Genomic DNA, 25,254 nt, shown 5'->3' with positions numbered 1-25,254 from the left:
GCTTAGTTCTTAAATCTTTTCTGTGGTATGAGATTTATCTTGGTGATTATTCTTCTTGTTGCAGGATGTTGTTGCGGTTATGCACAGCAAAACAAGGTGAAAGATGTTCCTGAATTTATAGAGATAAAGCACCTGGGAGTAGAAGAGAAGCCCATAAATATTATATATGTCAGCGTTAAAAAGTTACGGCTGAATATCAGCGGTGATTCTGCTTTAATAAACGGGCAGAAATCTATGCGTTTAAATGAAGAAGATAGATGGTTGATTGAATATCACTTCTACACAATGTTTACCCTAAGCCAACTGGCTTTTAATAAATTGAAGCAGGCGGTTGATAGTTATCCTTATAATACTATTAAAAAGCCAGATCCTAAGTTGACCGGTTATGCTATTGTGATCAACGGCATAAGTCATTATATTACGTATAAGCAGACGGCATCTTTCTTTGCATACATTACCAGGTCCTTGAAAGTTATTAAGGGCGGGAGGCGAGATGCTAAAGATCTGGTAGCTTATATCAATGAGTTTTTGCCTCAATATCACCAGCCCAACGCCCGGTAGGTATTCAGGCTTGATTGTCTATTATTAGGTGGCGAAGGCGCTTAACCGGGCCAGTTTGCAAATTTTTGTACTCTTGTGCGTTGCTAATTTGCGGGGGAAACATCTCAAGTTCCTCACAATCGTTAAAAACAGCGATCAATAAATTGGGCTTTTGTGCCTATTTTTTCCTTGTAAGAAAGGTTGTTTCTTCTTTTGTGCCTCATTTTTCCCCGATCTCGAAACACTAAGCCCCTGTTTTTCGGGCAAAACATAAACTCATGATTTGGTTTCATTGTCAAAAACGCGTAATCTTTTTAGAATGTTTCTAAATAGCTAATAATCCAATAATAACCATAAACCGTTTCTATATTCATCATATAATAAATATTTTTGCGCGAAATAAATCATACTATTCATGAGCCAAATTAAACAAACCTTTAACTCATCGCTGGGCAAAAAGCTCATCATGGCATTAACGGGCTTGTTTCTGTGTACCTTCCTGATTGTACACTTAGCAGGTAACCTTCAGTTGTTTTCAGACAACGATGGATATGCGTTTAACGTGTATGCCAACTTCCTGACGCACTTTCCGCCGATTGAAGTAATTGCATACGTTTTATATGCATGTATTGTAATCCACGCATTGTATGCGTTAGTTCTGACTGTCAGAAACCGCAAGGCCCGCCCGGTTAAGTATGCGGCCACTACCAAGTCGCCAACATCATGGAGCTCACAAAACATGGGCCTGTTGGGTTCAATTCTGTTGTTATTCATTGTTGTCCACATGGGCGATTTCTGGTACAAGTACAAGTACACCCACAACGTAGGCTATAAAGAATACCGTACCGATGTGCTGAGCAATCAGCGTACCGTTACTGATTTCCAGCCACAGGATCCTGCTTTTGAGCACTCTGCAACTACCGAGGGCAATTATGAGATTGTTCGGGTAAAAGACCTGCGTGCTAAAGTGGCAGAAACTTTCCATAACCCTATTCTGGTGCTGGTTTATGTAATTGCCATGGTATCATTGGCTTTTCACTTACTGCACGGTTTCCAGAGTGCTTTCCGCAGTTTGGGTTGGGTGCACCGCAAATACACGCCGATAGTTGAATTTATTGGCACCTGGCTGTTTGCCGTAATTATCCCATTGGGATTTGCGCTGATGCCGATAGTGTATTTTTTAATGAATAAATAGTTTGGTAATTAGTTGATTGAGTTAGATTAAGTTGACTAAGTTGAATTGTTGAGAGGGTTTGGAACCACTCACTAAATCAACCCAATCAACCACTCACTATAAAGACAAAAGACATGATCTTAGATGGTAAAGTGCCCCAGGGCCCGATAGCCGACAAATGGAGCAAGTATAAATTTAACCTGAAACTGGTTAACCCTGCCAACAAGCGTAAATACAACGTTATTGTTGTAGGTACAGGTTTGGCCGGAGCATCTGCCGCGGCTACGCTGGCCGAGTTAGGTTACAATGTAACCGCATTCTGTTTTCAGGATAGCCCGCGCCGTGCGCACTCAATTGCTGCACAGGGTGGTATTAACGCCGCAAAAAACTATCAGAATGATGGTGACAGCGTGTACCGCTTATTTTATGATACCATTAAAGGTGGTGACTACCGCGCCCGCGAAGGCAACGTGCACCGTCTGGCCGAAGTTTCGGTAAATATTATTGACCAGTGCGTGGCACAGGGTGTTCCTTTTGCCCGCGAGTACGGCGGTCTGTTGGATAACCGCTCATTTGGTGGTGCCCAGGTATCGCGTACGTTTTACGCCCGCGGTCAAACCGGACAGCAGCTGCTGCTGGGTGCTTACTCTGCCCTGAACCGTCAGATCCATGCCGGTAAAGTAAAGATGTACACCCGTCATGAAATGCTGGACGTGGTTGTGGTTGACGGTCATGCCAAAGGTATTGTTACCCGTAACCTGATCACCGGCGAGATTGATACCCATGCCGGTCATGCCGTATTACTGTGTACCGGTGGTTACAGCAACGTGTTCTACCTGTCTACCAATGCTATCGGTTCTAACGTAACCGCAGCGTGGAGAGCTCACAAACGTGGCGCTTTCTTTGGTAACCCTTGCTACACCCAGATCCACCCAACTTGTATCCCGGTAACCGGCGATCACCAGTCTAAGTTGACGCTGATGTCTGAGTCGTTACGTAACGATGGCAGGGTTTGGGCGCCTAAAACAGTAGAGACTGCTAAGAAATTACAAACAGGACAAATTAAAGCGGCCGACGTAAAAGAAGACGATCGCGATTACTTCCTGGAAAGAAAATATCCTGCATTTGGTAACCTGGTACCGCGTGACGTTGCTTCACGTAACGCCAAAGAGATGTCAGACGAAGGCCGTGGCGTAGGTTCATCAGGCCTGGCCGTATTCCTTGACTTTACCGACGCGATCAATCGTTTAGGCGAAGACACGGTACGTGCCAAATATGGTAACTTGTTCGACATGTATTACCAGATTACCGATGAGAACCCGTACAAACAGCCAATGCGTATTTACCCTGCGGTACACTATACCATGGGTGGCCTTTGGGTTGACTACAACCTGATGACCAGCGTACCGGGCCTGTATGCTTTGGGCGAGTGTAACTTCTCAGATCACGGCGCTAACCGCCTGGGTGCATCAGCATTGATGCAGGGTCTGTCAGACGGTTACTTTGTAATCCCTTACACCCTGGGCGATTACCTGGCAACCATCGGTCCAAAAGCTGTTGATGCAAAACACCCTGCGTTTGAGAAAACCAAAGCTGAGGTTGTTGCGCATGTAAACAAACTGATTTCATTACGCGGTAACAAAACCGTGGTTGAATACCATCGTGAGCTGGGCCACATTATGTGGGAATACTGCGGTATGGCACGTAGCGAAGAAGGTTTGACCAAAGCCAAAAAATTGATTCAGGAGCTGAAAGCTGATTTCTGGAAAAACGCTATCGTACTGGGCGAAAACGAAGAAGTAAATGCTTCGTTGGAGCGTGCCGGTCGCGTTGCCGACTTCATTGAACTGGGCGAGCTGATGGTAACCGACGCATTAATGCGCAGAGAATCATGCGGCGGTCACTTCCGCGTAGAGTCGCAAACACCAGAAGGTGAGGCACTGCGTGACGATGAAAACTTTGCTTTTGCTGCGGCCTGGGAATTTAAAGGCGAAAACGTAGAAGAAGAGTTGCACAAAGAGCCGCTGGTATTTGAATCAGTGCACCTGGCTCAGCGTAACTACAAATAGTGAGTGGTTGATTGTGTTGATTAAGTGAGTAGTTTTTATTTCATCAACCGGTCAGCAAAATAAAATAAGAAGAATGAGTAGTTGATTAAGAGGAGTGTGAACCACTCACTTAATCAACCTAATCAACCCAATAAACTCAAAAAACATGAGTAACGGAAATATGAACCTGACGCTTAAAGTATGGCGCCAGAAAGATGCCAAATCATCAGGTAAAATGGTGACCTACAAGGCTGAGAACATCTCGCCTGATATGTCGTTCCTGGAAATGCTCGACGTGGTAAACGAAAGCCTCATCCACAAAGGTGAAGACCCGATCCACTTTGATCATGACTGCCGCGAGGGTATTTGCGGTATGTGCTCGTTGTACATCAACGGCCGTCCGCACGGTCCAAAAAGAGCTATCACCACTTGTCAGCTGCACATGCGCAGCTTTAAAGATGGCGAAACCATTACTATTGAACCATGGCGCGCTGCTGCCTTCCCGGTAGTGAAAGACTTAGCGGTAGACCGCTCTGCTTTTGACCGCATTCAGCAAGCGGGCGGTTACATCTCTGTAAACACAGGTGGTGTGCCAGATGCCAACGCTATCCCAATCCCTAAAGTAATTGCTGATGAGGCTTTCAACTCTGCTACCTGTATTGGTTGCGGTGCCTGCGTTGCCGCTTGTAAAAATGCATCAGCTATGCTGTTTGTATCAGCTAAAGTAACTCAGTTGGGTTTGTTGCCGCAAGGCCAGCCAGAGCGTTACCGTCGCGTACAGGATATGGTTGCCCAGATGGACGAAGAAGGTTTTGGTAACTGTACCAACACCGGTGCCTGCGAGGCCGAGTGTCCAAAAGAAATCACGCTGACCAATATTTCACGCATGAACAACGACTTCCTGAGCGCCAAACTGTTCAGAGAAGAAGAAATAGTTCACCACGGCGATTAATTTCCAGCGTTTTCTGGATGATAATATAAAAAGCCGCTTTATGCGGCTTTTTTGTTTTGGAGCAATTTGCACACCACACCGTCATTGCGAGGAACGAAGCAATCTCTGCGTAGGCCAGTCCGTATTGCATGGCCGATTTGCATGTACAGAGATTGCTTCGTTCCTCGCAATGACGGTGTGGTAACCAGATAAAGAAATGATATGAGGGGAAAGGGCAAATGTTAATCATCCCCCCAAACATTTTCCCTAAACTTTGTTTTTCTTATAGCACAGCGTGAGCGTCACAATTCATGTCAATCTTTACTTATAAACAGCGTAACAACATTACCCTGATCAGCATTGTACTGCTGGGCTGTTTGCTGTTTTATGCGCTTACAGATCTGTTTAGTTCTATACTGGGCGCTATTGTGCTGTATACTATTTTCAGACCGCTGTATATCCGTTTGGTAGAGGGCAGGGGCTGGAATAAATCGATGACGGCTATACTGTTGATCATTGCCTCCATCATCATTGTGGTGATTCCGTTTCTCACGCTGTGTATCATGATGATTGGCAAGATTTCGGGGCTTAACCGTGATAACTTCCCGATAGATCAATGGCTGGGCAAGCTGGATCATCTGGCAGGTTCTAAGTTTAAGCAGGCGCATATTGCCGATACGCTGATGCTCAAACTGGGCAACCTGGCTACAGATCTGTTCCCGTCCGTTATCAGCAGTACCATTAGCATATTTATTACCCTGCTGGTAATGTACTTTCTGCTCTATTTTATGTTTGTGCAATTCAGAGAGTTTGAGGCGGGCCTGTTGCGTTATGCGCCCTTTCGGGAGCAACATGCACTGAAGTTTGCCAAAGCGCTGCGCGATGCTACCTATTCTAATGTTTTGGGGCAGGGCATCATCTCCATTACTCAGGGCTTGTTGCTGGCCAATGGCTTCTTTTTGTTTGGCATCCCGGATCCGGTTTTTTGGGGCGTGGTGGGCACGTTTATTTCGTTCTTGCCTGTAGTGGGGGCGCCAACCCTGTGTATCCCGGCGGCCATTATTTTGATAGCTAATGATCATACCTGGAAGGGTGTAGGGCTGCTGATGTATGGCATCCTGTTTATTGGCAATGTTGATAATGTACTGCGGATGGTTATTAATAAGCGGGTGGCAAATACACATCCCATTATTTCCATTATCGGGGTATTTATAGGTATTCCGCTATTTGGTATATTGGGTTTGGTATTCGGGCCTGTACTGTTATCGTACTTTTTGCTGCTGGTAGAAATTTATGAAACTAACCGCATGGCCGCAGAACGATTGGAACGCATCAAAACAGGTCCGGATATTCAGGATTAGTAACAGGACAGGCGATTTGATGATAATCAGTTAAAAAAAACATCTTGCTTGCAGAGGATGGGCATTAATAATATATTGCACGGACCGATACTTTGCTATTGGACCAAACGTTAAAAAGGTGGTTATTACTTGTTTTAACAAAAAACACCACTTGTAAAAAACAAAATCATCAACTTAAAATTTATATTATTATGAATGATAACACAAAAGTAGTTGTAGCAATGCTTGCCGGGTTGGCAGCAGGCGCTGCCTTGGGCATATTGTTTGCACCAGACAAAGGTACCGACACAAGAGACAAGCTGAGTGAATCATTAAAAAACCTTGGCGACTCTATCAAAGAAACTGCAGCTGCTGAAATTGATAACCTGGTAGGTTTGAAAGAACGTGTGGTTGACAGCATTAAAACTAAAGTAAGAGGCGCTGAAGAAGAGTATCAAGACGATCTGGAGCACGCCTGAATTTAATACCGGTGATGGTTTGCAAGGCCCGGCTTTGCAAACCATTATCTAAAGCCCGCTTATGGAAGAAAAATCTACTACCACAGAAGAGCAGCAACAACACAGACCCATTTTAGATCAGGTTAAAGAGTATCTGGAAACTTACTTTAAGCTGGCCAAGCTTCGTGCCATTGAGCAGGGAACTTCTATTACGGCCGGCATTGTTACAGATATACTGATTGTGCTGGTGGTATGCATTGTTTTCTTGTTTGCAAGCATCGCGTTGGCGCTGTTTATGGCCGAGGTATTTGACTCCTTCTGGAAGGGGTTTGGCACCGTTGCGCTGTTTTATCTGGTGGTTGTCTTTATTATTGTGGCCTTCAGGAAAAATGTAGAGAAACCTATTGTTAACTTTCTTATCCGTAAGCTTTTTAAATAATCTATCTGCACATGGCAAGCATTACTAATATACAGGATCTACAGGCCGAAATAGCTCGCTTAACCGTTGCGCAGAAAGAACAAGGCGAGGCGCTGGGTAAGCGCTTTAGCAGTCCGGGGCATACCTTCTCTACGTTAATGACGCTGTTCCCTAAGGCTGCCGATGGCATGCAGGTGGGCAAAATATTGGGACAGGATATTGTGGGCCTCCTGTCGCGTATTGCATTGCCGTTTGCGCTCAACAAAACCCTCTTCCGCAAATCAAACTTCCTCACCAAAACGCTGGTTGGCCTGGTTTCGCAAAAAGCATCTCACTTTATTAACGAGGCTTCGGTGAGCAGCGCTTGGCACAACCTGATGGGGCTGTTCTCTAAAAAAGATAAAAAGAGTAAGCCTAAAGACCTGCGCAACTACGGCATCCCGCCCATGTAGTATTTCATTTTCTTAAAACAAGCAGCCGCATCCAGTGGTTGCACTGTAAACTCTTTGTTACTGTTCAGGGGCACTTAGGCCTGTTTGCTTAAGATTACGCGTTTTTGAACGTGTTGAATGGCGTATTGGTTAATAAATAGCCATTCTACACAACTATTAAAGGAAACCCTACGTATTAGTGTTAAGGGGACGTTAATACATTTTAGCCGACCAGAACATTTTTTCGACCGATATACCTATGATCTCTTTTGCGCATCGTGTTTTTATGGAGGTAGCCGCCAACTTGAGTTTCTCTAAGGCAGCCCAGGTGTTGTTTGTTACGCAGCCAGCCGTTAGTAAGCATATTAAAGGACTGGAAGATCAGTACAAGGTGGCTTTTTTTGAGCGAAAGGGAAATACCATTCTGTTAACCGAGGCCGGTAAAAAACTGAACGAATACCTGCTGCAGGCCACAGAGATTGAACGCAAGGTGGAGTATGATCTCTCGGTACTCAGCAACTTGTCTAACGCTGCCGGTCATTTGCGTTTGGGGGCCAGTACCACAATTGCATTGTATATTTTACCATCAATACTTTCAGGTTTCCAGAACGAGTATGCCAATGTAGATGTGCAGCTGGTTAACCGTAACTCAGAATATATCCTGAACGCCCTGCTCAACCACGAGGTGGATATAGGTATTATAGAGGTTGATAATAAACTCACCACCGTATCTTACCGGCCGTTTATGAGCGATGAGGTGATCCCGGTATGCTCGGCTAAGAGCGAGCTGGCCGGCAAATCACTTACCCTGAAGCAATTGCTAAAAACCCCGTTGGCCCTGCGCGAGCGAGGCTCTGGTACCCTGAATGCCTTGTTAAAGGCGCTATCGGCGCACCATATTAAACCGTCAGATCTTTCAGTGAAAATCCGTTTGGGTGGTACCGAGGCATTGAAAAACTTTTTATTGGCTGATAAGTGTCTGGGCTTTATGCCGCGGCCATCCATTGTGCGCCAACTAGCCGAGGGTGACTTAGTAGAAGTGCCAATTGAAGGCCTGAAGATTACCCGCGATTTCTTTTTTATCCGTCGTAAGGGAACTGAAGATTTCGGCCTCACCAGCAATTTTATGAACTACGCCCTGAGCTACGTGTAACAACCAATTTAATGAGTTTAGACTTACGAACTTTTAAAACTTCGTAAGTCTTTGTGTGCCGTATGTTCTTTAGCGATGGGTTTCAAATCCATCGCTAAAGGATGAGCTCTTTTAAATAAAACCAAACTTCCCGGTAAATTATCTGTAATTATATTATCTAAAGGTTAATAACGCCATTGCCTGGGGCAATAAATGCAACGCTGCGGTGAAGGAAGCGAATAGGAATATCACTCAACTTAAGTTATCTTGCAGAGCACATGGCGTAATGTATAAGAAAGCAAACTGATAAAATACTCGCTGTTTAAATATGTAGGGGCGTTTCTGTAGCGGAGATGCCCTTGCTTTTATCTAACTTTACCTAACCGCAAATCAATGGTATGAGAAACTCTGCACCCGTAAAACTGGCCGCCATTATTGGATTGATTTTATTGCCTGCCAGTTTCTTCATTAAACATTACTGGCATGCCGAGCCCGACGGTGCCGATGGGCTTATAAAGGGAGCAGCCATTGGCTTGCTGCTGGTCAGCTTGATTAAGCTGGCTAAGTACCGAAATAAAGCCACCTAAATTCTCCTGAAGTTTGGCGCAAAAGAGTGCAGTTGTTATTGGCGCCGGTGTTGCCGGTATTGCCGTGGCCATCAGGCTGGCGGTGAAGGGTTATGCGGTGCATGTTTTTGAGGCCAACAATTACCCTGGCGGTAAGCTTTCTGAATTTACCAAAGACGGTTTTAGGTTTGATGCCGGCCCCAGCCTATTTACCATGCCGCAATATGTAGATGAACTCTTCAGGCTGGCCGGAAAAAATCCCCAAGATTATTTCTCCTACCAAAAGCTTGACACCGTTTGCCATTATTTTTATCCGGACGGCACGCGCATCAAATCAACAAGTGATGCAGATCTGCTGGCGGCCGAAATCCAAACCCAAACCGGCGAGCCTGCCGGGCACGTAAGCCAATATCTCCAAAACAGTAAAAGGATTTACGGTATTACCAATCATGTTTTCCTGGAGCAATCGCTGCACAGGTTGCGCACTTATTTGAGTTTTAAAACACTAAAATCGGTGCTGCAACTGTTTCAGATTGATGCCATGCGCACCATGCACCGGGCTAACCAAAGCTTTTTTAGAGATAAGCGTTTGGTGCAATATTTTGATCGGTATGCCACTTACAATGGTTCTAACCCCTATCAAGCCCCGGCTACGCTCAACGTAATTCCGCACCTGGAACAGCATTTGGGCGCTTATTTCCCTGAGGGCGGCATGTATAGCATTACGCAGAAACTGGTGGAGCTGGCCACGTCATTAAGTGTTAAAATAAATTATAACGCCCCCGTTGAAGAGATTTTGCTGCGCGATAATCGCGCCACCGGCATAAAGGTGAATGGCGAAGTTATTGAAGCCAATATAGTGGTATCTAATATGGATGTTTACCCTACCTATAAAAAGCTGCTGGGCAAACGCCCCGATCTGCATCCGCAGAAAACATTACGGCAAGAGCGCAGCAGTTCGGCGCTGATTTTCTACTGGGGTATTTTATCACGTTTTGACGACCTGCACCTGCACAACATCTTTTTCAGTGGCGATTACAAGGCCGAGTTCAACGCCATTTGGAAGGAGCAAACCATTAGCAATGACCCAACGGTTTATATCAACATCAGCTCAAAGCTGCAACCGGGTGATGCCCCCGATGGTTGCGAGAATTGGTTTGTAATGATTAACGTACCAGCCAACAACGGGCAGGATTGGGATGCGTTAGTTAACACATCACGCAGGAATGTGATAAAAAAACTTTCGTCAATGCTGGGCACGGACATCGCCCCGCTCATCGTCAGCGAGAGCGTGCTTGATCCACGCAATATTGAGCAGCGCACATCATCCTATAAAGGTTCTATTTATGGCAGCAGCTCCAACAGCCAGCTGGCAGCATTTCTGCGGCACGCCAACCGGCAGTCAAAAGTAAAAAACCTGTATTTCTGCGGGGGCAGTGTGCATCCGGGTGGCGGGATTCCGCTGGCTTTGCTATCGGCAAAGATTGTGGCAGATTGGGTTTAACCGATTTACTTAACTCGCTTGTCATTCCGAACAAGCGGCGCATTTCTCTAAGAGAGGTAAAACTGACAAACTCGTCAGTTTGTGCCGTGATCGACCACATTTTTATAACAAATAGGCTACAGAAACCCCTTCAGTTCAGCCAATTTTGTTAATCTTGACTTAATATCGTAAAATGGTTGATACATGCAACTATTTATATAAACCACTATCTATTTTCGTGGTTCAATACTACCAATGGAAGTTACGGAACCTATTTCGCGTAAATTGATACATGTAGCTAAAGTGTACTTGAATGTGCTCTCAAAAAGGGTTGAGCATCTGGGTATTAACCGCTATTGGTATGTGCTGTCGCTTATTCATGCCAACAACGGCAAGCTCACCCAGAAAGCACTGGGCGACAAGCTGGGCAAGGATAAATCGGCCATGGTAAGTATCATTGATTTTTTGACAGACCGCGGCTATGTATACCGTGAGGTAAACCCGAACGACAGGCGCGAACACTTTTTAAAAGTGACCGCCAAAGCCGAAGCCGCCGTGCCCGAAATTGTGGCCGCATTTAATTCCATTAACAACACCGTGGCCAAAGAAGTGACCGCCGAAGAAATGGAAACCTTTTTCAAGGTATTGTTTAAAATGGAAGAGAATTTGAAACCATACGCAAATAAAGAACTCAACATAAAGCTAAACCTCAACAAGTAGCCATCAGGAGAAAATGAAAACCAGGTATATTGCATTTACTGTTATAGGCTTAATAGTAGCCTTTTTATTGTATAATAAGCTGTGGGGCGCCAAGGCCAAAGAGTCGGCCGCCATTGCTGCAAAAAGCGGCAAGGGTAAAGGCGGCAAAAAAACAGGTCCGGTATCGGTAAATATCATGGTAGTGAAAGATACTGCCGTGAACAATAACATCGATATCACCGGTTCTATTGATGCCAACGAGCGCGTAAACCTCATTAGCGAAACCGCCGGTAACATTACCGGTATTTATTTTAACGAGGGCAGCAGCGTTAAAAAAGGACAGTTGCTGGTCAAGGTTTACAATCTTGACCTGGTGGCATCGCTTAAACAAACCCAGTACCAGGTATCACTGGCAAAAGAGAACGAGTATCGTAACCGTATCCTGCTGGAAAAAGAAGCCATCAGCAAGCAGGAGTATGACACCTCGCTCACGTCACTGAACTCTTTGCAGGCCCAGGCCGAGCTGATCAAAGCACAGATTGCCAAAACAGAGATCCGCGCGCCATTCTCGGGTACCATCGGTTTACGTAATGTAAGTCCGGGTGGATACCTGTCGCCGTCTACGTCTATCGCAACGCTGGTTAATATTGATCCGGCCAAGGTGACTTTCTCTGTACCTGAGCGTTACCTGCCATTAATTAAGCCGGGCAGCAAAGTGAAATTTACCATTGCCAGCTCGCGCGATAATTTTGAGGCTACTGTTTATGCGCTTGAGCCGGCTATTGATGTCACGTCGCGCAGCATAACGGTTAGGGCAAAAGCACCTAACCCTAAAAATCTGTTAACTGCCGGTGCTTTTGCCAAAATCAACCTGACGCTGGATCAGATCCCGAAAACCATTATGGTGCCAACGGAGTGTGTTACGCCAGATTTAAAAAGCAGCAAAGTTTGGTTGCTTAAAAAAGGCATAGCCACTCCGGCATACGTAACTACGGATATGCGTACCGATACCAAGCTGCAGGTAGTAAGCGGCCTGAAACCTGGCGATAGCCTGGTGGTATCGGCTATTATACAGATGCGTCCGAAGATTCATCTGAAAGTGAATAAAGTAATTAAATAGTACAGCTATGAGTTTATCCTCAGTCAGTATAAAAAGGCCGGTACTGGCAACCGTATTTTCGGTTGTAATTGTGCTGTTTGGCGTAATGGGCTACAACTTTTTGGGTGTACGCGATTTTCCGTCGGTAGATCCGCCCATCATTTCTGTAAGTACCAGCTACGCAGGTGCCAACTCAGACGTTATCGAATCGCAGATTACCGAACCGTTGGAGAAAGCCATTAACGGTGTGCAGGGCATCCGCAACATTTCGTCAACCAGTAGTGTGGGCAGCAGTAACATTACGGTAGAATTTAACCTGGATGCCGATCTGGAAACTGCCGCTAACGACGTGCGCGACAAAGTATCTCAGGCCCAGCGTCAGCTGCCGCAGGATATTGACGCTCCGCCGGTAGTAACCAAGGCCGATGCCAACGCCGATAACATCATCACCCTTACGGTAAGCAGTAACACCCGCAACATTAACCAGGTGGATGATTATGCCGAGAACGTGTTGCAGGAAGGCTTGCAAACCATCCCCGGCGTAAGTGCCATTAACATACAGGGCCAGCGCCAATACGCTATGCGTTTATGGATTGACCCGAACAAGTTGAGCGCCCTCAAACTAAGCGCAACCGATATCAGCGCGGCTATGGCAAAAGAGAACGTGGAGCTGCCTGCCGGTAAAATTGAAGGTAACAATACCGAGCTGGCTGTACGTGCGCTGGGTAAACTGCATACCGTTAAAGATTTTAACGATCTGATTATCCGCTCAGACAGCGACCGCGTTGTGCACTTTAGTGATATTGGTTATGCCACCCTGGGGTCTGCTAACGAGGAAACTTCGCTGAAAGAATCGGGTATCCCTGAGATTGGTTTGGCTGTGGTGCCGCAACCGGGTGCTAACTACGTGCAGATTGCTAAGGACTTTTATAAGCGCTTAGATCAGATTAAGAAAGATTTGCCGCCTGATATTAAACTGGAGGTGGCGCTGGATAACACCCGTTTCATCACTCAATCTTTGGATGAGGTGAAGGAAACCTTGCTGGTGTCTTTCGTGCTGGTGGTAGTAATTATCTACCTGTTCTTCCGCGATTGGCTCATCGCCTTCCGTCCGTTGATTGATATTCCGGTATCGTTGATCGGTGCGTTCTTCATCATGTATATCTTCGGGTTCTCTATCAATATCCTCTCACTGCTGGGAATTGTGCTGGCCACCGGTCTGGTGGTGGATGACGGTATCGTAGTGACGGAGAATATTTATAAGAAGGTGGAAGCGGGGATGCCTATCCGTAAGGCGGCGTTTGAGGGCTCGGCAGAGATTTTCTTTGCGGTAGTATCAACCTCGGTAACGCTGGCGGCGGTGTTTTTGCCTATTGTGTTTTTACAGGGCTTTACCGGCAGGTTATTCCGCGAGTTTGCGGTGGTGGTAGCAGGTTCGGTATTGATTTCGGCTTTCGTATCGCTGTCGTTAACGCCGATGCTGAACGTAAAACTGATTCGCAAAAACCACGGGCACTCTAAATTTTATGAACGTACCGAGCCTTTCTTTGAGCGCATGACCAATGCCTACAAAGAAACGCTGGAAGGGTTTATGAAGTATAAATGGCTCACCTGGCCAATTATGGTGGCATCGTTCATTATCATTTATGTGTTGATGAAGGTTACACCGTCAGAGTTGGCTCCGCTGGATGACCGTAGCTTGGTTCGTTATACTGTTACTGCACCGGAGGGTTCATCATACGAGTATATGAGCCGTTATATGGATAAGATAGGGCAGCTGATAGAAGATTCAATCCCCGAGAAAAAGGTGAGTATTGCTATCACGGCAGCAGGGCAGGGTGGTAGCGGTGCGGTTAACAGTGGCTTTGGCCGTATCGGTTTAACAGAGCCTGATCAGCGCCATCGCACCCAGGCGCAGATTGCTGATTGGTTTACCAGTAAGTTAAAAAAATTCCCTGATGCCCGCGTGATCGTGGTGCAGGAGCAAACTATATCTGGTGGTGGCTCGGGTGCTAAAACATCCTTGCCTATCCAATTTGTAATCCAGAATCAGGACTTTGAAAAGATCCGTAAGGTACTGCCAGATCTGATGACCGAGGTGCAAAAGAGCTCCATTCTGCAAACGCCGGATGTGAACCTGAAATTCACCAAGCCGGAGCTGACGGTAACTACAGACCGCGACAAGGCCCGCGATCTGGGTGTATCGGTAGCAGATATTGCCCAAACACTGCAATTGTACTATAGTGCCGGCAGGTTGGATTACTTCCTGATCAACGGTAAGCAGTATCAGGTAGTGGCCCAGGTAGACCGCGCCAACCGCGATCAGCCGCTGGATCTGAAATCGATCTACGTACGTAATGATAAAGGTCAGCTCATTCAGCTGGATAACGTGGTGAAAATTGCAGAAGACGCTACACCACCGGCTATTTATCACTTTAACCGCTTTAAATCGGCTACAATACAGGCTGGTCTGGCGCCAGGCCATTCTATGAGCGAGGGTATTGCCGAGATGCAGCGTATTGCCAACGAGAAACTAGACGCCACGTTCAGCACCGCGTTGAGTGGTCCGTCGCGAGATTATACTGAGAGTTCATCAGGTATCTTCTTTGCCTTTGGTTTTGCGTTGCTACTTATTTACCTGGTACTGGCCGCGCAGTTTGAAAGCTTTATAGATCCGTTTATAGTAATGATGACGGTGCCGCTGGCCATTGCCGGTGCATTTATATCATTGTGGTTGTTTAACCAAACACTCAACATCTTCTCAGAGATTGGCATGATCACCCTGGTAGGTCTGGTAACCAAAAATGGTATCTTGATTGTAGAGTTTGCCAACCAGCGTATGGAGCAGGGGCTGGATAAATACGAGGCGGTGGTAGAAGCGGCAACTGCCCGTCTGCGCCCAATCTTGATGACCAGTTTGGCGGTTGTGCTGGGCTCGGTGCCTATTGCATTTGCATTGGGTTCTGGCGCCAAGAGCCGTGTATCACTGGGTATTGTAATTATTGGTGGTATGATGTTCTCGCTGATCCTGACGCTGTATATCATCCCAACTATTTACATGATGATTGCTTCTAAAGAGCGCCATAACCCGGATGAAAATCCTGAGGACATAAAATCTGGCGATAGCCATCTTCATCACCACGGCCATCACCAGCCTGACGATAGTGAACCTAAACTGATTGAAAACGTCTAACATTGATATGAAATTTAGTAAGATAATTTGCCTGTTAATGTTGTGCATGCCTGCGGCGCTAAGCGTTAAGGCTCAAAATGCGCCCTACCTGTCGCTCAAAGAGGCGGTAGAGATTGCGTTGAAAAACAACTACAACATTCAGCTGTCGCAAAACAATAAAAGCATTGCCCAAAACAACGTTACTCCGGGCAATGCCGGCATGTTACCTGTACTTACCGGTAGTATAAGCCAAAGTAATAGCCAGCAGCATATTGAGCAAACGCGTAGCGATGGTACGGTAAATACCATCCCCAGCGCTAAAAACAGTAACCTTACTTATGGCCCAACCTTAAACTGGACCATCTTTAACGGCTTTGCCATGTTTGCCAATTATGATCAGTTGAAACAACTGAACCAGCTGAGCGATATTCAGCTGCGCGATACCGTGCAGAGTACTATGGCCGCTGTGCTGAGCACTTATTATGATCTGATTAATCAGAACGAGGAGATCCGTGCGCAGAAAGGTGCTATTGACATCTCGCGTACGCAGTTGCGCTATGCCAATGATAAATTTGGTGTAGGCCGTGCCTCCCGCCTGGATGTGCTGAATGCCCAGGTGAACCTGAATACCGATACTGCTACATTGCTGACATTGGTGCAGCAATACAAAAGCTCAAAGATCAGGCTGAACCAGTTATTGATCCGCGATTTACAGACAGATTTTAACGTGGCCGATACCATTAAGGTAGATGAGTCATTAAAACTGGGCGATATTATTAACAACGCGCAAACGCAAAACCCCGCCATACTTTCGGCAGATATTAATAAACGTCTGGCCGAAATTAACCTGAAACAGGTACAGTCAACCCGTTACCCGGTAGTGGGGGTGAATGGTGGTTATGCGTGGACTAACAGTAAAACCCCGGCAGGCTTTACCCGTACGCAGGATACCCGCGGTGTTAGCTATGGCGTAACGGCATCCATCAATATATTTGATGGCTTTAACCAATGGCGCCGCGAGCGTAATGCCAAGTTGCAGATCAGCAACGCAGACATTGATTCTAAGCAAATCAGGATGAATGTGGAGGCGCAGATCAACAACCTGTACGTGGCTTACCTGTCAGGTTTAGACCTGATGAAGCTGGGCCAGAACAACGTTGAGATAGCTCACCGCAACCTGGAGATTTCGCTGGATAAGTACAAACTGGGCAACATTACGCCGCTGGAAATTCGTGAGGCACAGCGCAATTATCTTGACGCACAGTCTAAGTTTTTTGCCGCTCAGTATCAGTCTAAAATTGCTGAGATTACCTTGCGCCAGATTACCAGCAGCATAAATATTCAATAAAAAGCGTAACAAAAATTGTTTTTATCCGTAAAAGACTATTTTTGAAGACTATATGTTGCCCTGCTATAAAATATGTTTGCTGATTGATGACAATTACATTGATAATTTTGTCACCAGGAGGATATTAGAAAGCGGGCACTTCGCTGAAGAAATTATTGTGCGGCAATCGCCTGCAGAAGCCATCGAGTCATTACGGAAAGGTGATGTGCGCCCGGATGTGATATTTTTAGACATCAGGATGCCCAACATGAACGGCTTTGAGTTTTTGCAGGAGTATGATAAACTGGATGATAATGTAAAGAGCGCCAAGATCTTCATGCTCTCGTCATCGCTCGATCCTAACGACTATAAACGGTCTACAGAAAACAAATACATTACCCAGTTCATCCACAAGCCGCTTACCCATAAAGTATTGGAAGAGCTCTGTGCATGATTTTAGTTGCTGATAGCGGTTCGTCAAAAACAGATTGGTTGCTAAATGTTCCCGGCCAGGAACCGGTAGAATATTTTAGTGATGGCCTTAATCCCTATTTTTTAACCGAGAAGGAAATTGAGAAAAAGATAAAATCTCAATTGCACCCCTTGGTGGCCCAATCTCAAAAAGTTACCGAGGTTTATTTTTTCGGTGCCGGCTGTTCCAGTCCGGACAGGCATGAGATGGTATCTAATGCTCTGAGCGCGGTGTTCCCCAAAGCGTTTGTGAGTGTGGATAGCGATCTGCTGGGCTCGGCCTATGCCACCTGTGGTAAGGAGAAAGGCTTGTGCTGCGTATTAGGTACCGGCTCAAACATTTCCTTTTTTAACGGCGAAGATATTGCCGAAGGCAAGCACGGTCTGGGCTACGTATTAGGCGATGAAGGCTCTGGTACCTGGCTGGGTAAGATGCTCATTACTGATTACCTGTACGGCCAGATGCCTGCAGATATTCATGCTCAATTCAAGAAGCAATACCACCTGGATAAGGCCGATGTGATTAAGAACGTTTATCAGCAACCCGCTGCCAACGCTTACCTTGCCTCGTTCGCCCGGTTTTTAAATGAGGTGCGACATACCGATTACGGACAGGCTGTACTCCACAAATCATTCCATGATTTTATTGACAGCAACATCAAAACCTACCCGGAGTATCACGAATACAAATGCCATTTTGTAGGCTCCATTGCCTACTGCTTCAGCGATGAGCTGAAAGCGCTTTGTTCACGGCACCGCATCCATGTGGGCAAAATCATCCGCAAACCTATCCATGATTTGATGAAGTTTATTGTGGCAAGGGGATAACGGCTTCCCAAAGAATAGTTTTATCGCCGTCGCTCGGCTCCAGCCGAGTGACACACTATCTCGCGGCCTCTGGCCGCCGTAATAGGACATTTTGCATGGCGGCGGCCAGAGGCCGCAGGATAGTCGTCACTCGCGAAGACGCGAGCGACTGCATTTTTCTATCTATCAATACGCCAACAACCTTTCCACACTTTCCTTCAATCTCGCCTTTGCCAAAAAATTATCTTCCAACTGTTTATTCATCGGTATAGCGGTATCCAGTCCCGCGCAACGGATAACGGGGGTATCTAAATACTGAAAACAATGCTCGGCCAGGTGGGCGGCAATCTCTCCGCCGAAGCCGCTGGTTAAGGTGTCCTCATGCAGAATAAGTGCACGTCCGGTTTTCTTTACGCTGGCTTCCACGGCTTGCTTATCCCAGGGCTGCAGGCTGCGCAGATCGATGATCTCTATGGAAAGATTGGGGTTTTGTTCCAGGTACTCCAGCGCCCAATGCACGCCCCATCCGTAGGTAATTATGCTGGCACGGGTGCCGGTGCGCACGGTGCGGGCTTTGCCAATCTCTACAGTATAATCGCCATCTGGTACCAGGCCGCTGTTGCTGCGGTAAAGATATTTATGCTCGAAGTAGATAACGGGGTTAGGGTCATTAATGGCGGCCATTAGCAAGCCTTTGGCATCGTCGGGGAAGGCTGGGTATACCACTTTCAATCCCGGTGTTTTGGTAAACCAGGCCTCGTTGCTTTGCGAGTGGAACGGTCCCGCACTGGTACCTGCGCCTGTAGGCATGCGCAACACCACATCTACGTTCTGTCCCCAGCGGTAATGCGTTTTAGCCAGGTTGTTGATGATTTGGTTAAACCCGACGCTCACAAAATCGGCAAACTGCATTTCTACAATGGCCTTGTAGCCATTAAGCGATAGCCCCATAGCAGCTCCGATCACGCCAGACTCACACAGCGGCGTGTTGCGGATGCGACCGGTGCCAAATTCTTCGGCAAAGCCTTCTGTCGCTTTAAAGGCGCCGCCATATTGGGCAATATCCTGACCCATTATTACGAGGTTTGGATACTTGCGCAAGCTTAACCGCATAGCATCGCTAATGGCATCCAAAAAACGCTTCTCGTTAAAGTTACCTGGTAGGGGCGAGGGTTGGTAAGCGTGTGGGGCGTACATGTCGGCCAACTCGGTATCGGTATCGACCTGAATATCTTCGGCATTAAAAGCCGCTTCAACTTCCCTTTCAATCAAATTAGAGAAATCTTTGCGTAGCAGTTCAATCCACTCAGGTTGCAGAACCTGTTCGTTGATGAGGTATTGCTCAAACTGTAGCAGCGGGTCTTTAGCGCCCCATTCTTCAAACAGTTCCTGAGGCACATATTTGGTGCCCGATGCTTCCTCATGGCCGCGCATGCGGAAAGTTTTGCACTCCAGCAGTATCGGCCGCGGGTTTTCTCGGATGCTGGCAGCCAATTCGCGTACGGTGTAGAAAACGTCAAGGATGTTATTGCCGTCTATGGTCAAGCCTTCAATGCCGTAGCCAGTGGCTTTGTCGGCTAATGATTTGCATTTAAATTGCTCGTCGGTAGGGGTAGAGAGGGCGTAGCCATTATTCTCTATCAGAAATATCACCGGCAGTTTCCAAACGGCCGCAATGTTTATGGCCTCATGAAAATCGCCCTCGCTGGTAGCGCCTTCGCCGGTAAACACCAGGGTGGCTTTTTTGCGGTTGCTCAATACATCGGCTAAAGCAATGCCATCGGCCAGCGCCATTTGCGGACCGAGATGTGAGATCATCCCGATAATTTTATGCTGCTGCGAACCGAAATGAAACGAACGGTCGCGCCCTTTGGTAAAGCCCGTGGCTTTGCCTTGCCACTGGGCCATGAGTTTAGAAAGCGGGATGTTGCGGGTAGTAAATACCCCCAGGTTGCGGTGCATAGGTAAGATATACTCATCGCTTTGCATGGCCAGTGTGGCGCCAACGGCAATGGCTTCTTGCCCAATGCCAGAGAACCATTTGCCAATACGCCCCTGCCGCAGCAGGATCAGCATCTTCTCTTCGATCATGCGTGGCCACAGCAGGGTTTTGTAGAACGACAGTAACGCGTTATTGTCCAGATTTTTTCTGTTAAAAATCATATAGCCTAAGCTAATCATTTTTTAATTCTTTGTATGTTTGAGCAATTCCAGAACGTTTAATAGATGAAGTTCAGAACCCATGTTGTAATAGCATTACTGGTTATGCTTTCTGCCGCTGCCAGTGCGCAGGATAACTACCTGCTTCCCGAAGTTTTCTATCTCCACAAAAATGATACGCTGAAGGTGCACCAATATACCGGCAGTGGTTTTAAGGCTGATGATGAGCTGAAATACAACTCATCGGCCACCAAACGTTTTGCGCTTAACGAGGCCGGCAAAAAAGCCAATCTGATGACGATGGCTAAAGATAGCGCCGCGCCACTCATCACCTATAAGCTGATGAACAGCGGCCTGGCCATGATAGAGATGATTAGCAGCCCAGCACCGGCGTCTATTGACCGCGAGGTATATGCCAAGACCCTGAGCGATGAAGGCCTGGTAAAACTGGCGGATCAGGTGAACAACAGTAATCAGTCGCAGTTTCGTGAAAAGAGCACCCGTTGTATGAAGGCGCTGGTAGCTGTTGATAAACCAAGCGGTGGCGATTTTGATAAGCCAACCGGTCAGGACTTTGAGATTGTGCTAAAGCAAAGCCCTTATAAGATGAATTATGGCGATGACATTACCGCCGTGCTTTATCTGAAAGGCAAACCTTTGCCGGCTGCCCAAGTGGATGTTTACATCAAGACCACCAGCGGCAACATCTATCCGCAGACACTCTCTACCGATGCTAACGGACAAATTTCGTTCAACGCTAGTCGAGATGGGTTGTACATGCTGCGTGCGGTGAAAACCGAGGAGGCCACCAACAATACCGATTTTGACTTTGAGACGCTGCAGGCGGCATACGTGTTTCAGTTTAGCAGCCAGAACGAAATGCCTAACGATTATCACAGCTTTGGCTTCGGTAACAAGCACTAAGACTGTAGCCATACATTCATGAAAAAGAACCTGCTGCTTTCCGTTTTATCGGGCCTGTTGTTGTGGATAGCCTGGCCACCCACACCCTACACCACTTTCCTGCTTTTTGTAGGACTGGTGCCGATGCTGGTAGTCATGGAAAACATTATCCGATCGGATACGCCGAAGAAAGGAAAAAAGCTGTTCTGGACAACCTTTCTGGGTTTCTTCATTTGGAACACCCTCTCCATTTACTGGGTTTATAATGCACTGAAAGATATTGGCGAGGTTGCGGCTATCCCTGTTACACTGATCCCTTACGCTTTGGGGCCGCTGCTCATGTCGGGTGCTTGCTGGTTATATTACCGGTTCAGACTGCAGGTTGGCCGTAGCTTGAGTTTAGTTGCCTTTGTTTGCTTTTGGTTGGGCTATGAGTACCTGCACCAAAACTGGGCGCTCAACTTCCCGTGGATGACGCTGGGGAATGGTTTTGCCCTGGTACCTGGCTGGGTGCAGTGGTATGAGTTTACCGGCGCCTATGGCGGCAGTGTTTGGGTGCTGGCGGTTAACATCCTGTTATTCCTGATTTATATTGGATTGAATGAACCGCAAGGCAAAGCCGTTCGTGTGCGTCTGATTATCGCCGTGTTGCTTGTGCTCGGCTTACCTATCGGCTGGTCTATCAATCGATACAGCACTTACGAGGAAGAGCGCAACCCATCAAATGTGGTGGTGGTGCAGCCCAATATTGATCCGTACGCCAAGTTTAATGAGATACCGGCGGCAGCGCAACTGGACATTCTCACGCATCTGTCAGACTCATTGGCCCAGGTCAATACCGAGTATTTCATCTGGCCCGAAACGGCGATTGCTTCCAGCACCGATGAAGACCGCATCCGCACCAATCCATACTATACCCGTGTGCAGCACTTTTTGGATAAGTATAAAAACGGAAATGTGCTATCGGGCATTGAAAGTTATAAGATCTACCCTGATCGTTCTACAGAAACGGCTAGTCCGTTACCTGGTGGTGGCGGGTTTTATGACAACTTTAACGCGGCCATCAATATAGAAAACTCCGCAGAGGTGCAATTTTACCATAAATCAAAACTGGTACCAGGTGCTGAAACTATTCCTTTTGGCAGCACGTTGTCTTTTCTGAAACCTATTTTTGAACACCTGGGAGGCGCAGCCGGCAGTTATGGCGCCGATAAAGACGTAAAAGTGTTCTACTCGCAAAGCGGCATCGGGGTTGACCCTGTGATTTGTTATGAATCTATTTATGGTGAATATGTAGCCCGCGCTGTGCGTAAGGGCGCACAGTTTATTGCCATTGTTACCAATGATGGCTGGTGGGGCAATACCTCGGGTAAAGATCAGCATATTGACTATGCTCGTTTACGTGCTATTGAAACACGCCGTTGGGTGTGCCGATCGGCCAATACCGGTATTTCGGGTTTTATCAATCAGCGCGGCGATGTGGTGCAACATTCTAAATGGTGGGTGCGTACCGCGTTGAAGCAAGATATCAACCTAAATTCAGACCTTACCTTCTACGTAAAATATGGCGATTACCTGCCGCGCATTTTCAGTATGCTGGCAGTTGCAGGCGTTGTATTTATTGTTGCAGGCATACGCCGTAAGCCAAATCAGCAACGCGTTATAAATTAAAGTTATCACTCAGGGTCGAAAAGTTTGCAAAATTCATAGCCTTTTCGTTACTTTGAATATCAAAGTACTTTCACGTGGAAAAAGATCGTATACACGAAGACCTGGCCTCCATCCGCAATATGATGGAGCGCTCGTCGCGGTTTATCTCGCTCAGCGGGCTGTCTGGCATTATGGCCGGCATTTATGCGTTGGCTGGCGCAGCGTTTGCGTATTTTAAGATCTATAATATGCACGCCGTCCGGGCCGAGTTATCATACAAACTCGCTGATCCTACAGGTGCTAAAGAGCATGTTGCTGAGCTAATTGCGGTGGCAATTATTGTATTGGTACTTTCTATAGGCACCGGCGTATTGCTAACTATACGCAAGGCAAAGAAAGCCGGACAAAAAATAATGGGTAAAAGCAGCAAGGCGCTCATTTTTAACATGCTGTTGCCGCTGTTAACCGGAGGGGCTGTGATATTGATATTTATAAGCAGAGGGTATATTGGAATTGTTGTGCCATCATGCCTGATATTTTATGGACTGGCACTGGCTAACGCATCGCATTACACATTTACGGACGTAAAATACCTGGGTATAATGGAAATTATATTGGGGATACTTGCGGCCCTTTATGTTGGCTACGGGTTAATATTTTGGTCTATTGGGTTTGGTTTGCTGCACATTATTTATGGCAGCGTAATGTATTTAAAATACGATAAGTGAACGTACCGTTTGACAAGCTCGACAAAGCTTTTGAGAACCGGGTAAGGTTGCAGGTGATGAGCGTACTTGTTGTAAACGATAAGTATGATTTCAACTCACTCAAGGAACTATTGGGCGTAACCGATGGTAACCTGGCCTCGCATCTCAAAGCTTTGGAAAAGGAGGAGTACATTGTGGTTAACAAGGTGTTTCTGGGTCGTAAGCCCAACACCAACTATGCTGCTACCCCACAGGGCAAAGAAGCTTTTAAGAGACATTTAGATGCATTGGAAGCGTTGATTACGCAACAAAAATCCAGTTAGCTATTTTTTTTGAATAGATACTCTGAAATACAAAGTACTTTTAAAATATGAAATCATTTGAAGATCAACCACAAGTAAGTTTGTACGACCGGTTACGTAATTCGGTACTGCTCAAACTGGCATTTATCGGTATTTTGATACTGGTGCTGCTCATCCCCACTGTATGGATACAAAACTTGATTACAGAACGTGCCGGGAGACAAAATGAAGTGATTAGAGAAGTTGCTGCCAGTTGGTCAGACAGCCAGCAGGTGAAAGGCCCCACGCTACTCATTCCCTACAGATATTACAGCCAGGTGAAAGACACCAGCAAAAAAGCAAACGGACAATTAAGTATTCATTTACTGCCCGATGTGTTGCACATAAAAGCAAACGTCCAATCGTCGGTTTTGCACCGGGGCATTTTTAATGTAATTGTTTACAATAGTAAATTGAACATCGCAGGCAGTTTTTCGCCTCCTGATTTAAGAAAGCTAAATATTGACCCCAACCTGGTAATGTATGATAAGGCCCGTTTAGTGCTTGGGATGACCGATCTGAAAGGGTTAAAAAATGCCGCGGTTATAACCGTTGGAGACACCGCGCAAAACGCCGAGCCTGTTTTTGACAGCGATGCCGGAATAAGCGACGGCATACAGGTGCCGGTAAAAGCACAAACTATCAATAGCGGGCACATACCCTTCTCTGTAGTGCTTGATATAAAAGGTAGCCAGAAACTTAGTTTTATGCAACTGTCACAAAATACAGATGTTGAGGTTACCGGCGATTGGCCTCACCCTAGCTTTGAAGGCCGCTATCTGCCCGATGAGCGGACGGTAGATGCCAAAGGTTTCTCGGCTGTTTGGAAAATGGCATTTAACCGGATATTGCCACGCCAATGGGCTACAGATGCCACCCTGATTAATGATGATAAAACCATCGAGCAAACTTCGTTTGGGGTTAAGTTGCTGCAACCGGTAGATCAGTATCAGCAAACCATGCGTACCAGCAAGTATGGGGTGCTGATTATCATCCTCACCTTTGTATCATTATTTCTTACCGAGTTGATACGGCAGCAGCGGGTACATGTGTTTAACTATGTGTTGATTGGCGCGGCCATGGTTGTTTATTACACCTTGTTACTATCGTTTTCAGAGCAAATAGGTTATAACCTGGCTTACCTGGTGGCATCTATAGCAACCATCGGTCTGATTTCATTCTTTTTAGCATCGATACTTAAAAACAAAGGTGCAGCAACGCTGTTTGCCTTTATTCTGACTGTTATTTATGGTTTTATATACATCATCGTCAGGTTAGAAGATTATGCCCTGATGGTTGGTAGCATAGCCCTGTTTATTATTGTAGCCATGCTGATGTATTTCTCGCACAAGATTAATTGGGATAAACGTGATAGTGTAAACTAAATCTATCAATTT

General features: G+C 46.4%; 23 protein-coding genes. 22 read left to right on the top strand and 1 reads right to left on the bottom strand.

What is annotated here, in order from left to right; translation table 11 throughout:
* Positions 1-27 precede the first annotated feature (27 nt).
* The 17 genes from ABZR88_RS19115 (at position 28) to ABZR88_RS19035 (ending at position 18,117) form a co-directional block, all read left to right on the top strand.
* A complete protein-coding gene (locus ABZR88_RS19115) occupies positions 28-561 on the top strand; it encodes a hypothetical protein (RefSeq protein WP_107827558.1) in 534 nt (177 codons plus the stop codon).
* Between the two features lie 394 nt (positions 562-955).
* Entirely contained in the window at positions 956-1,735 is a 780-nt protein-coding gene (locus ABZR88_RS19110; protein WP_107827557.1) for a succinate dehydrogenase cytochrome b subunit, read from the top strand.
* 113 nt (positions 1,736-1,848) lie between these two features.
* Positions 1,849-3,783 (top strand): fumarate reductase/succinate dehydrogenase flavoprotein subunit, encoded by a 1,935-nt coding sequence (locus tag ABZR88_RS19105; RefSeq protein ID WP_107827556.1) that lies wholly within the window; start codon positions 1,849-1,851, stop codon positions 3,781-3,783.
* 145 nt (positions 3,784-3,928) lie between these two features.
* A complete protein-coding gene (locus ABZR88_RS19100) occupies positions 3,929-4,714 on the top strand; it encodes a succinate dehydrogenase/fumarate reductase iron-sulfur subunit (protein WP_107827555.1) in 786 nt (261 codons plus the stop codon).
* 290 nt (positions 4,715-5,004) lie between these two features.
* Positions 5,005-6,054, top strand: a complete 1,050-nt coding sequence (locus ABZR88_RS19095; RefSeq protein ID WP_107827554.1) for an AI-2E family transporter — start codon at positions 5,005-5,007, stop codon at positions 6,052-6,054.
* A gap of 191 nt (positions 6,055-6,245) precedes the next feature.
* A complete protein-coding gene (locus ABZR88_RS19090) occupies positions 6,246-6,512 on the top strand; it encodes a YtxH domain-containing protein (protein WP_107828025.1) in 267 nt (88 codons plus the stop codon).
* 61 nt (positions 6,513-6,573) lie between these two features.
* Complete coding sequence (locus ABZR88_RS19085) at positions 6,574-6,930, top strand: phage holin family protein (protein WP_107827553.1); 357 nt, start codon at positions 6,574-6,576, stop codon at positions 6,928-6,930.
* 11 nt (positions 6,931-6,941) lie between these two features.
* Complete coding sequence (locus tag ABZR88_RS19080) at positions 6,942-7,361, top strand: hypothetical protein (protein ID WP_107827552.1); 420 nt, start codon at positions 6,942-6,944, stop codon at positions 7,359-7,361.
* 238 nt (positions 7,362-7,599) lie between these two features.
* Positions 7,600-8,493, top strand: coding sequence for a LysR substrate-binding domain-containing protein (locus ABZR88_RS19075; RefSeq protein ID WP_107827551.1), 894 nt, complete (start codon positions 7,600-7,602; stop codon positions 8,491-8,493).
* A 377-nt stretch (positions 8,494-8,870) separates the two neighbouring features.
* The gene (locus ABZR88_RS19070; protein WP_107827550.1) at positions 8,871-9,059 is read left to right on the top strand and encodes a hypothetical protein; all 189 of its coding nucleotides are present in this window, start codon (positions 8,871-8,873) and stop codon (positions 9,057-9,059) included.
* A 13-nt stretch (positions 9,060-9,072) separates the two neighbouring features.
* Entirely contained in the window at positions 9,073-10,542 is a 1,470-nt protein-coding gene (gene crtD, locus ABZR88_RS19065) for a 1-hydroxycarotenoid 3,4-desaturase CrtD (protein ID WP_107827549.1), read from the top strand.
* Positions 10,543-10,776: 234 nt separating this feature from the next.
* On the top strand, positions 10,777-11,241 hold the full coding sequence (locus ABZR88_RS19060; protein WP_107827548.1) for a MarR family winged helix-turn-helix transcriptional regulator: 465 nt from the start codon (positions 10,777-10,779) through the stop codon (positions 11,239-11,241).
* A 13-nt stretch (positions 11,242-11,254) separates the two neighbouring features.
* Positions 11,255-12,340: an efflux RND transporter periplasmic adaptor subunit gene (locus ABZR88_RS19055; RefSeq protein ID WP_107827547.1), complete on the top strand. Its 1,086-nt coding sequence runs from the start codon at positions 11,255-11,257 to the stop codon at positions 12,338-12,340.
* A gap of 7 nt (positions 12,341-12,347) precedes the next feature.
* Positions 12,348-15,512 (top strand): efflux RND transporter permease subunit, encoded by a 3,165-nt coding sequence (locus ABZR88_RS19050; RefSeq protein ID WP_107827546.1) that lies wholly within the window; start codon positions 12,348-12,350, stop codon positions 15,510-15,512.
* 7 nt (positions 15,513-15,519) lie between these two features.
* Complete coding sequence (locus ABZR88_RS19045; protein ID WP_107827545.1) at positions 15,520-16,839, top strand: TolC family protein; 1,320 nt, start codon at positions 15,520-15,522, stop codon at positions 16,837-16,839.
* A gap of 52 nt (positions 16,840-16,891) precedes the next feature.
* Positions 16,892-17,272 carry a response regulator gene (locus tag ABZR88_RS19040; RefSeq protein ID WP_107827544.1) on the top strand — a complete coding sequence of 127 codons (381 nt, stop codon included), beginning with the start codon at positions 16,892-16,894 and terminating at the stop codon, positions 17,270-17,272.
* Positions 17,269-18,117 (top strand): N-acetylglucosamine kinase, encoded by an 849-nt coding sequence (locus ABZR88_RS19035; RefSeq protein WP_107827543.1) that lies wholly within the window; start codon positions 17,269-17,271, stop codon positions 18,115-18,117. The genes ABZR88_RS19040 and ABZR88_RS19035 overlap by 4 nt, the downstream gene beginning before the upstream one ends.
* Before the next feature lie 165 nt (positions 18,118-18,282).
* Here the strand turns inward: ABZR88_RS19035 and ABZR88_RS19030 are convergent, their stop codons facing one another.
* Positions 18,283-20,259 (bottom strand): thiamine pyrophosphate-dependent enzyme, encoded by a 1,977-nt coding sequence (locus ABZR88_RS19030; RefSeq protein ID WP_211309758.1) that lies wholly within the window; start codon positions 20,257-20,259, stop codon positions 18,283-18,285.
* 63 nt (positions 20,260-20,322) lie between these two features.
* Here ABZR88_RS19030 and ABZR88_RS19025 point away from each other — a divergent pair, with 63 nt between their 5' ends.
* From ABZR88_RS19025 to creD, 5 genes are all read left to right on the top strand, one after another.
* The gene (locus ABZR88_RS19025; protein ID WP_107827541.1) at positions 20,323-21,180 is read left to right on the top strand and encodes a DUF4198 domain-containing protein; all 858 of its coding nucleotides are present in this window, start codon (positions 20,323-20,325) and stop codon (positions 21,178-21,180) included.
* Between the two features lie 18 nt (positions 21,181-21,198).
* On the top strand, positions 21,199-22,830 hold the full coding sequence (gene lnt, locus ABZR88_RS19020; protein WP_107827540.1) for an apolipoprotein N-acyltransferase: 1,632 nt from the start codon (positions 21,199-21,201) through the stop codon (positions 22,828-22,830).
* Between the two features lie 74 nt (positions 22,831-22,904).
* Entirely contained in the window at positions 22,905-23,537 is a 633-nt protein-coding gene (locus ABZR88_RS19015; RefSeq protein ID WP_107827539.1) for a hypothetical protein, read from the top strand.
* Positions 23,534-23,839, top strand: a complete 306-nt coding sequence (locus tag ABZR88_RS19010) for a transcriptional regulator (RefSeq protein ID WP_211309757.1) — start codon at positions 23,534-23,536, stop codon at positions 23,837-23,839. Before ABZR88_RS19015 ends, ABZR88_RS19010 begins: the two co-directional genes overlap by 4 nt.
* Before the next feature lie 47 nt (positions 23,840-23,886).
* Entirely contained in the window at positions 23,887-25,242 is a 1,356-nt protein-coding gene (gene creD, locus ABZR88_RS19005) for a cell envelope integrity protein CreD (protein WP_107827538.1), read from the top strand.
* Positions 25,243-25,254: the final 12 nt, after the last annotated feature.

Origin of the sequence: Mucilaginibacter yixingensis, assembly GCF_041080815.1 — a bacterium.
GTDB classification, from domain to species: domain Bacteria; phylum Bacteroidota; class Bacteroidia; order Sphingobacteriales; family Sphingobacteriaceae; genus Mucilaginibacter; species Mucilaginibacter yixingensis.
This window is presented reverse-complemented; position numbering and strand designations above follow the sequence as displayed.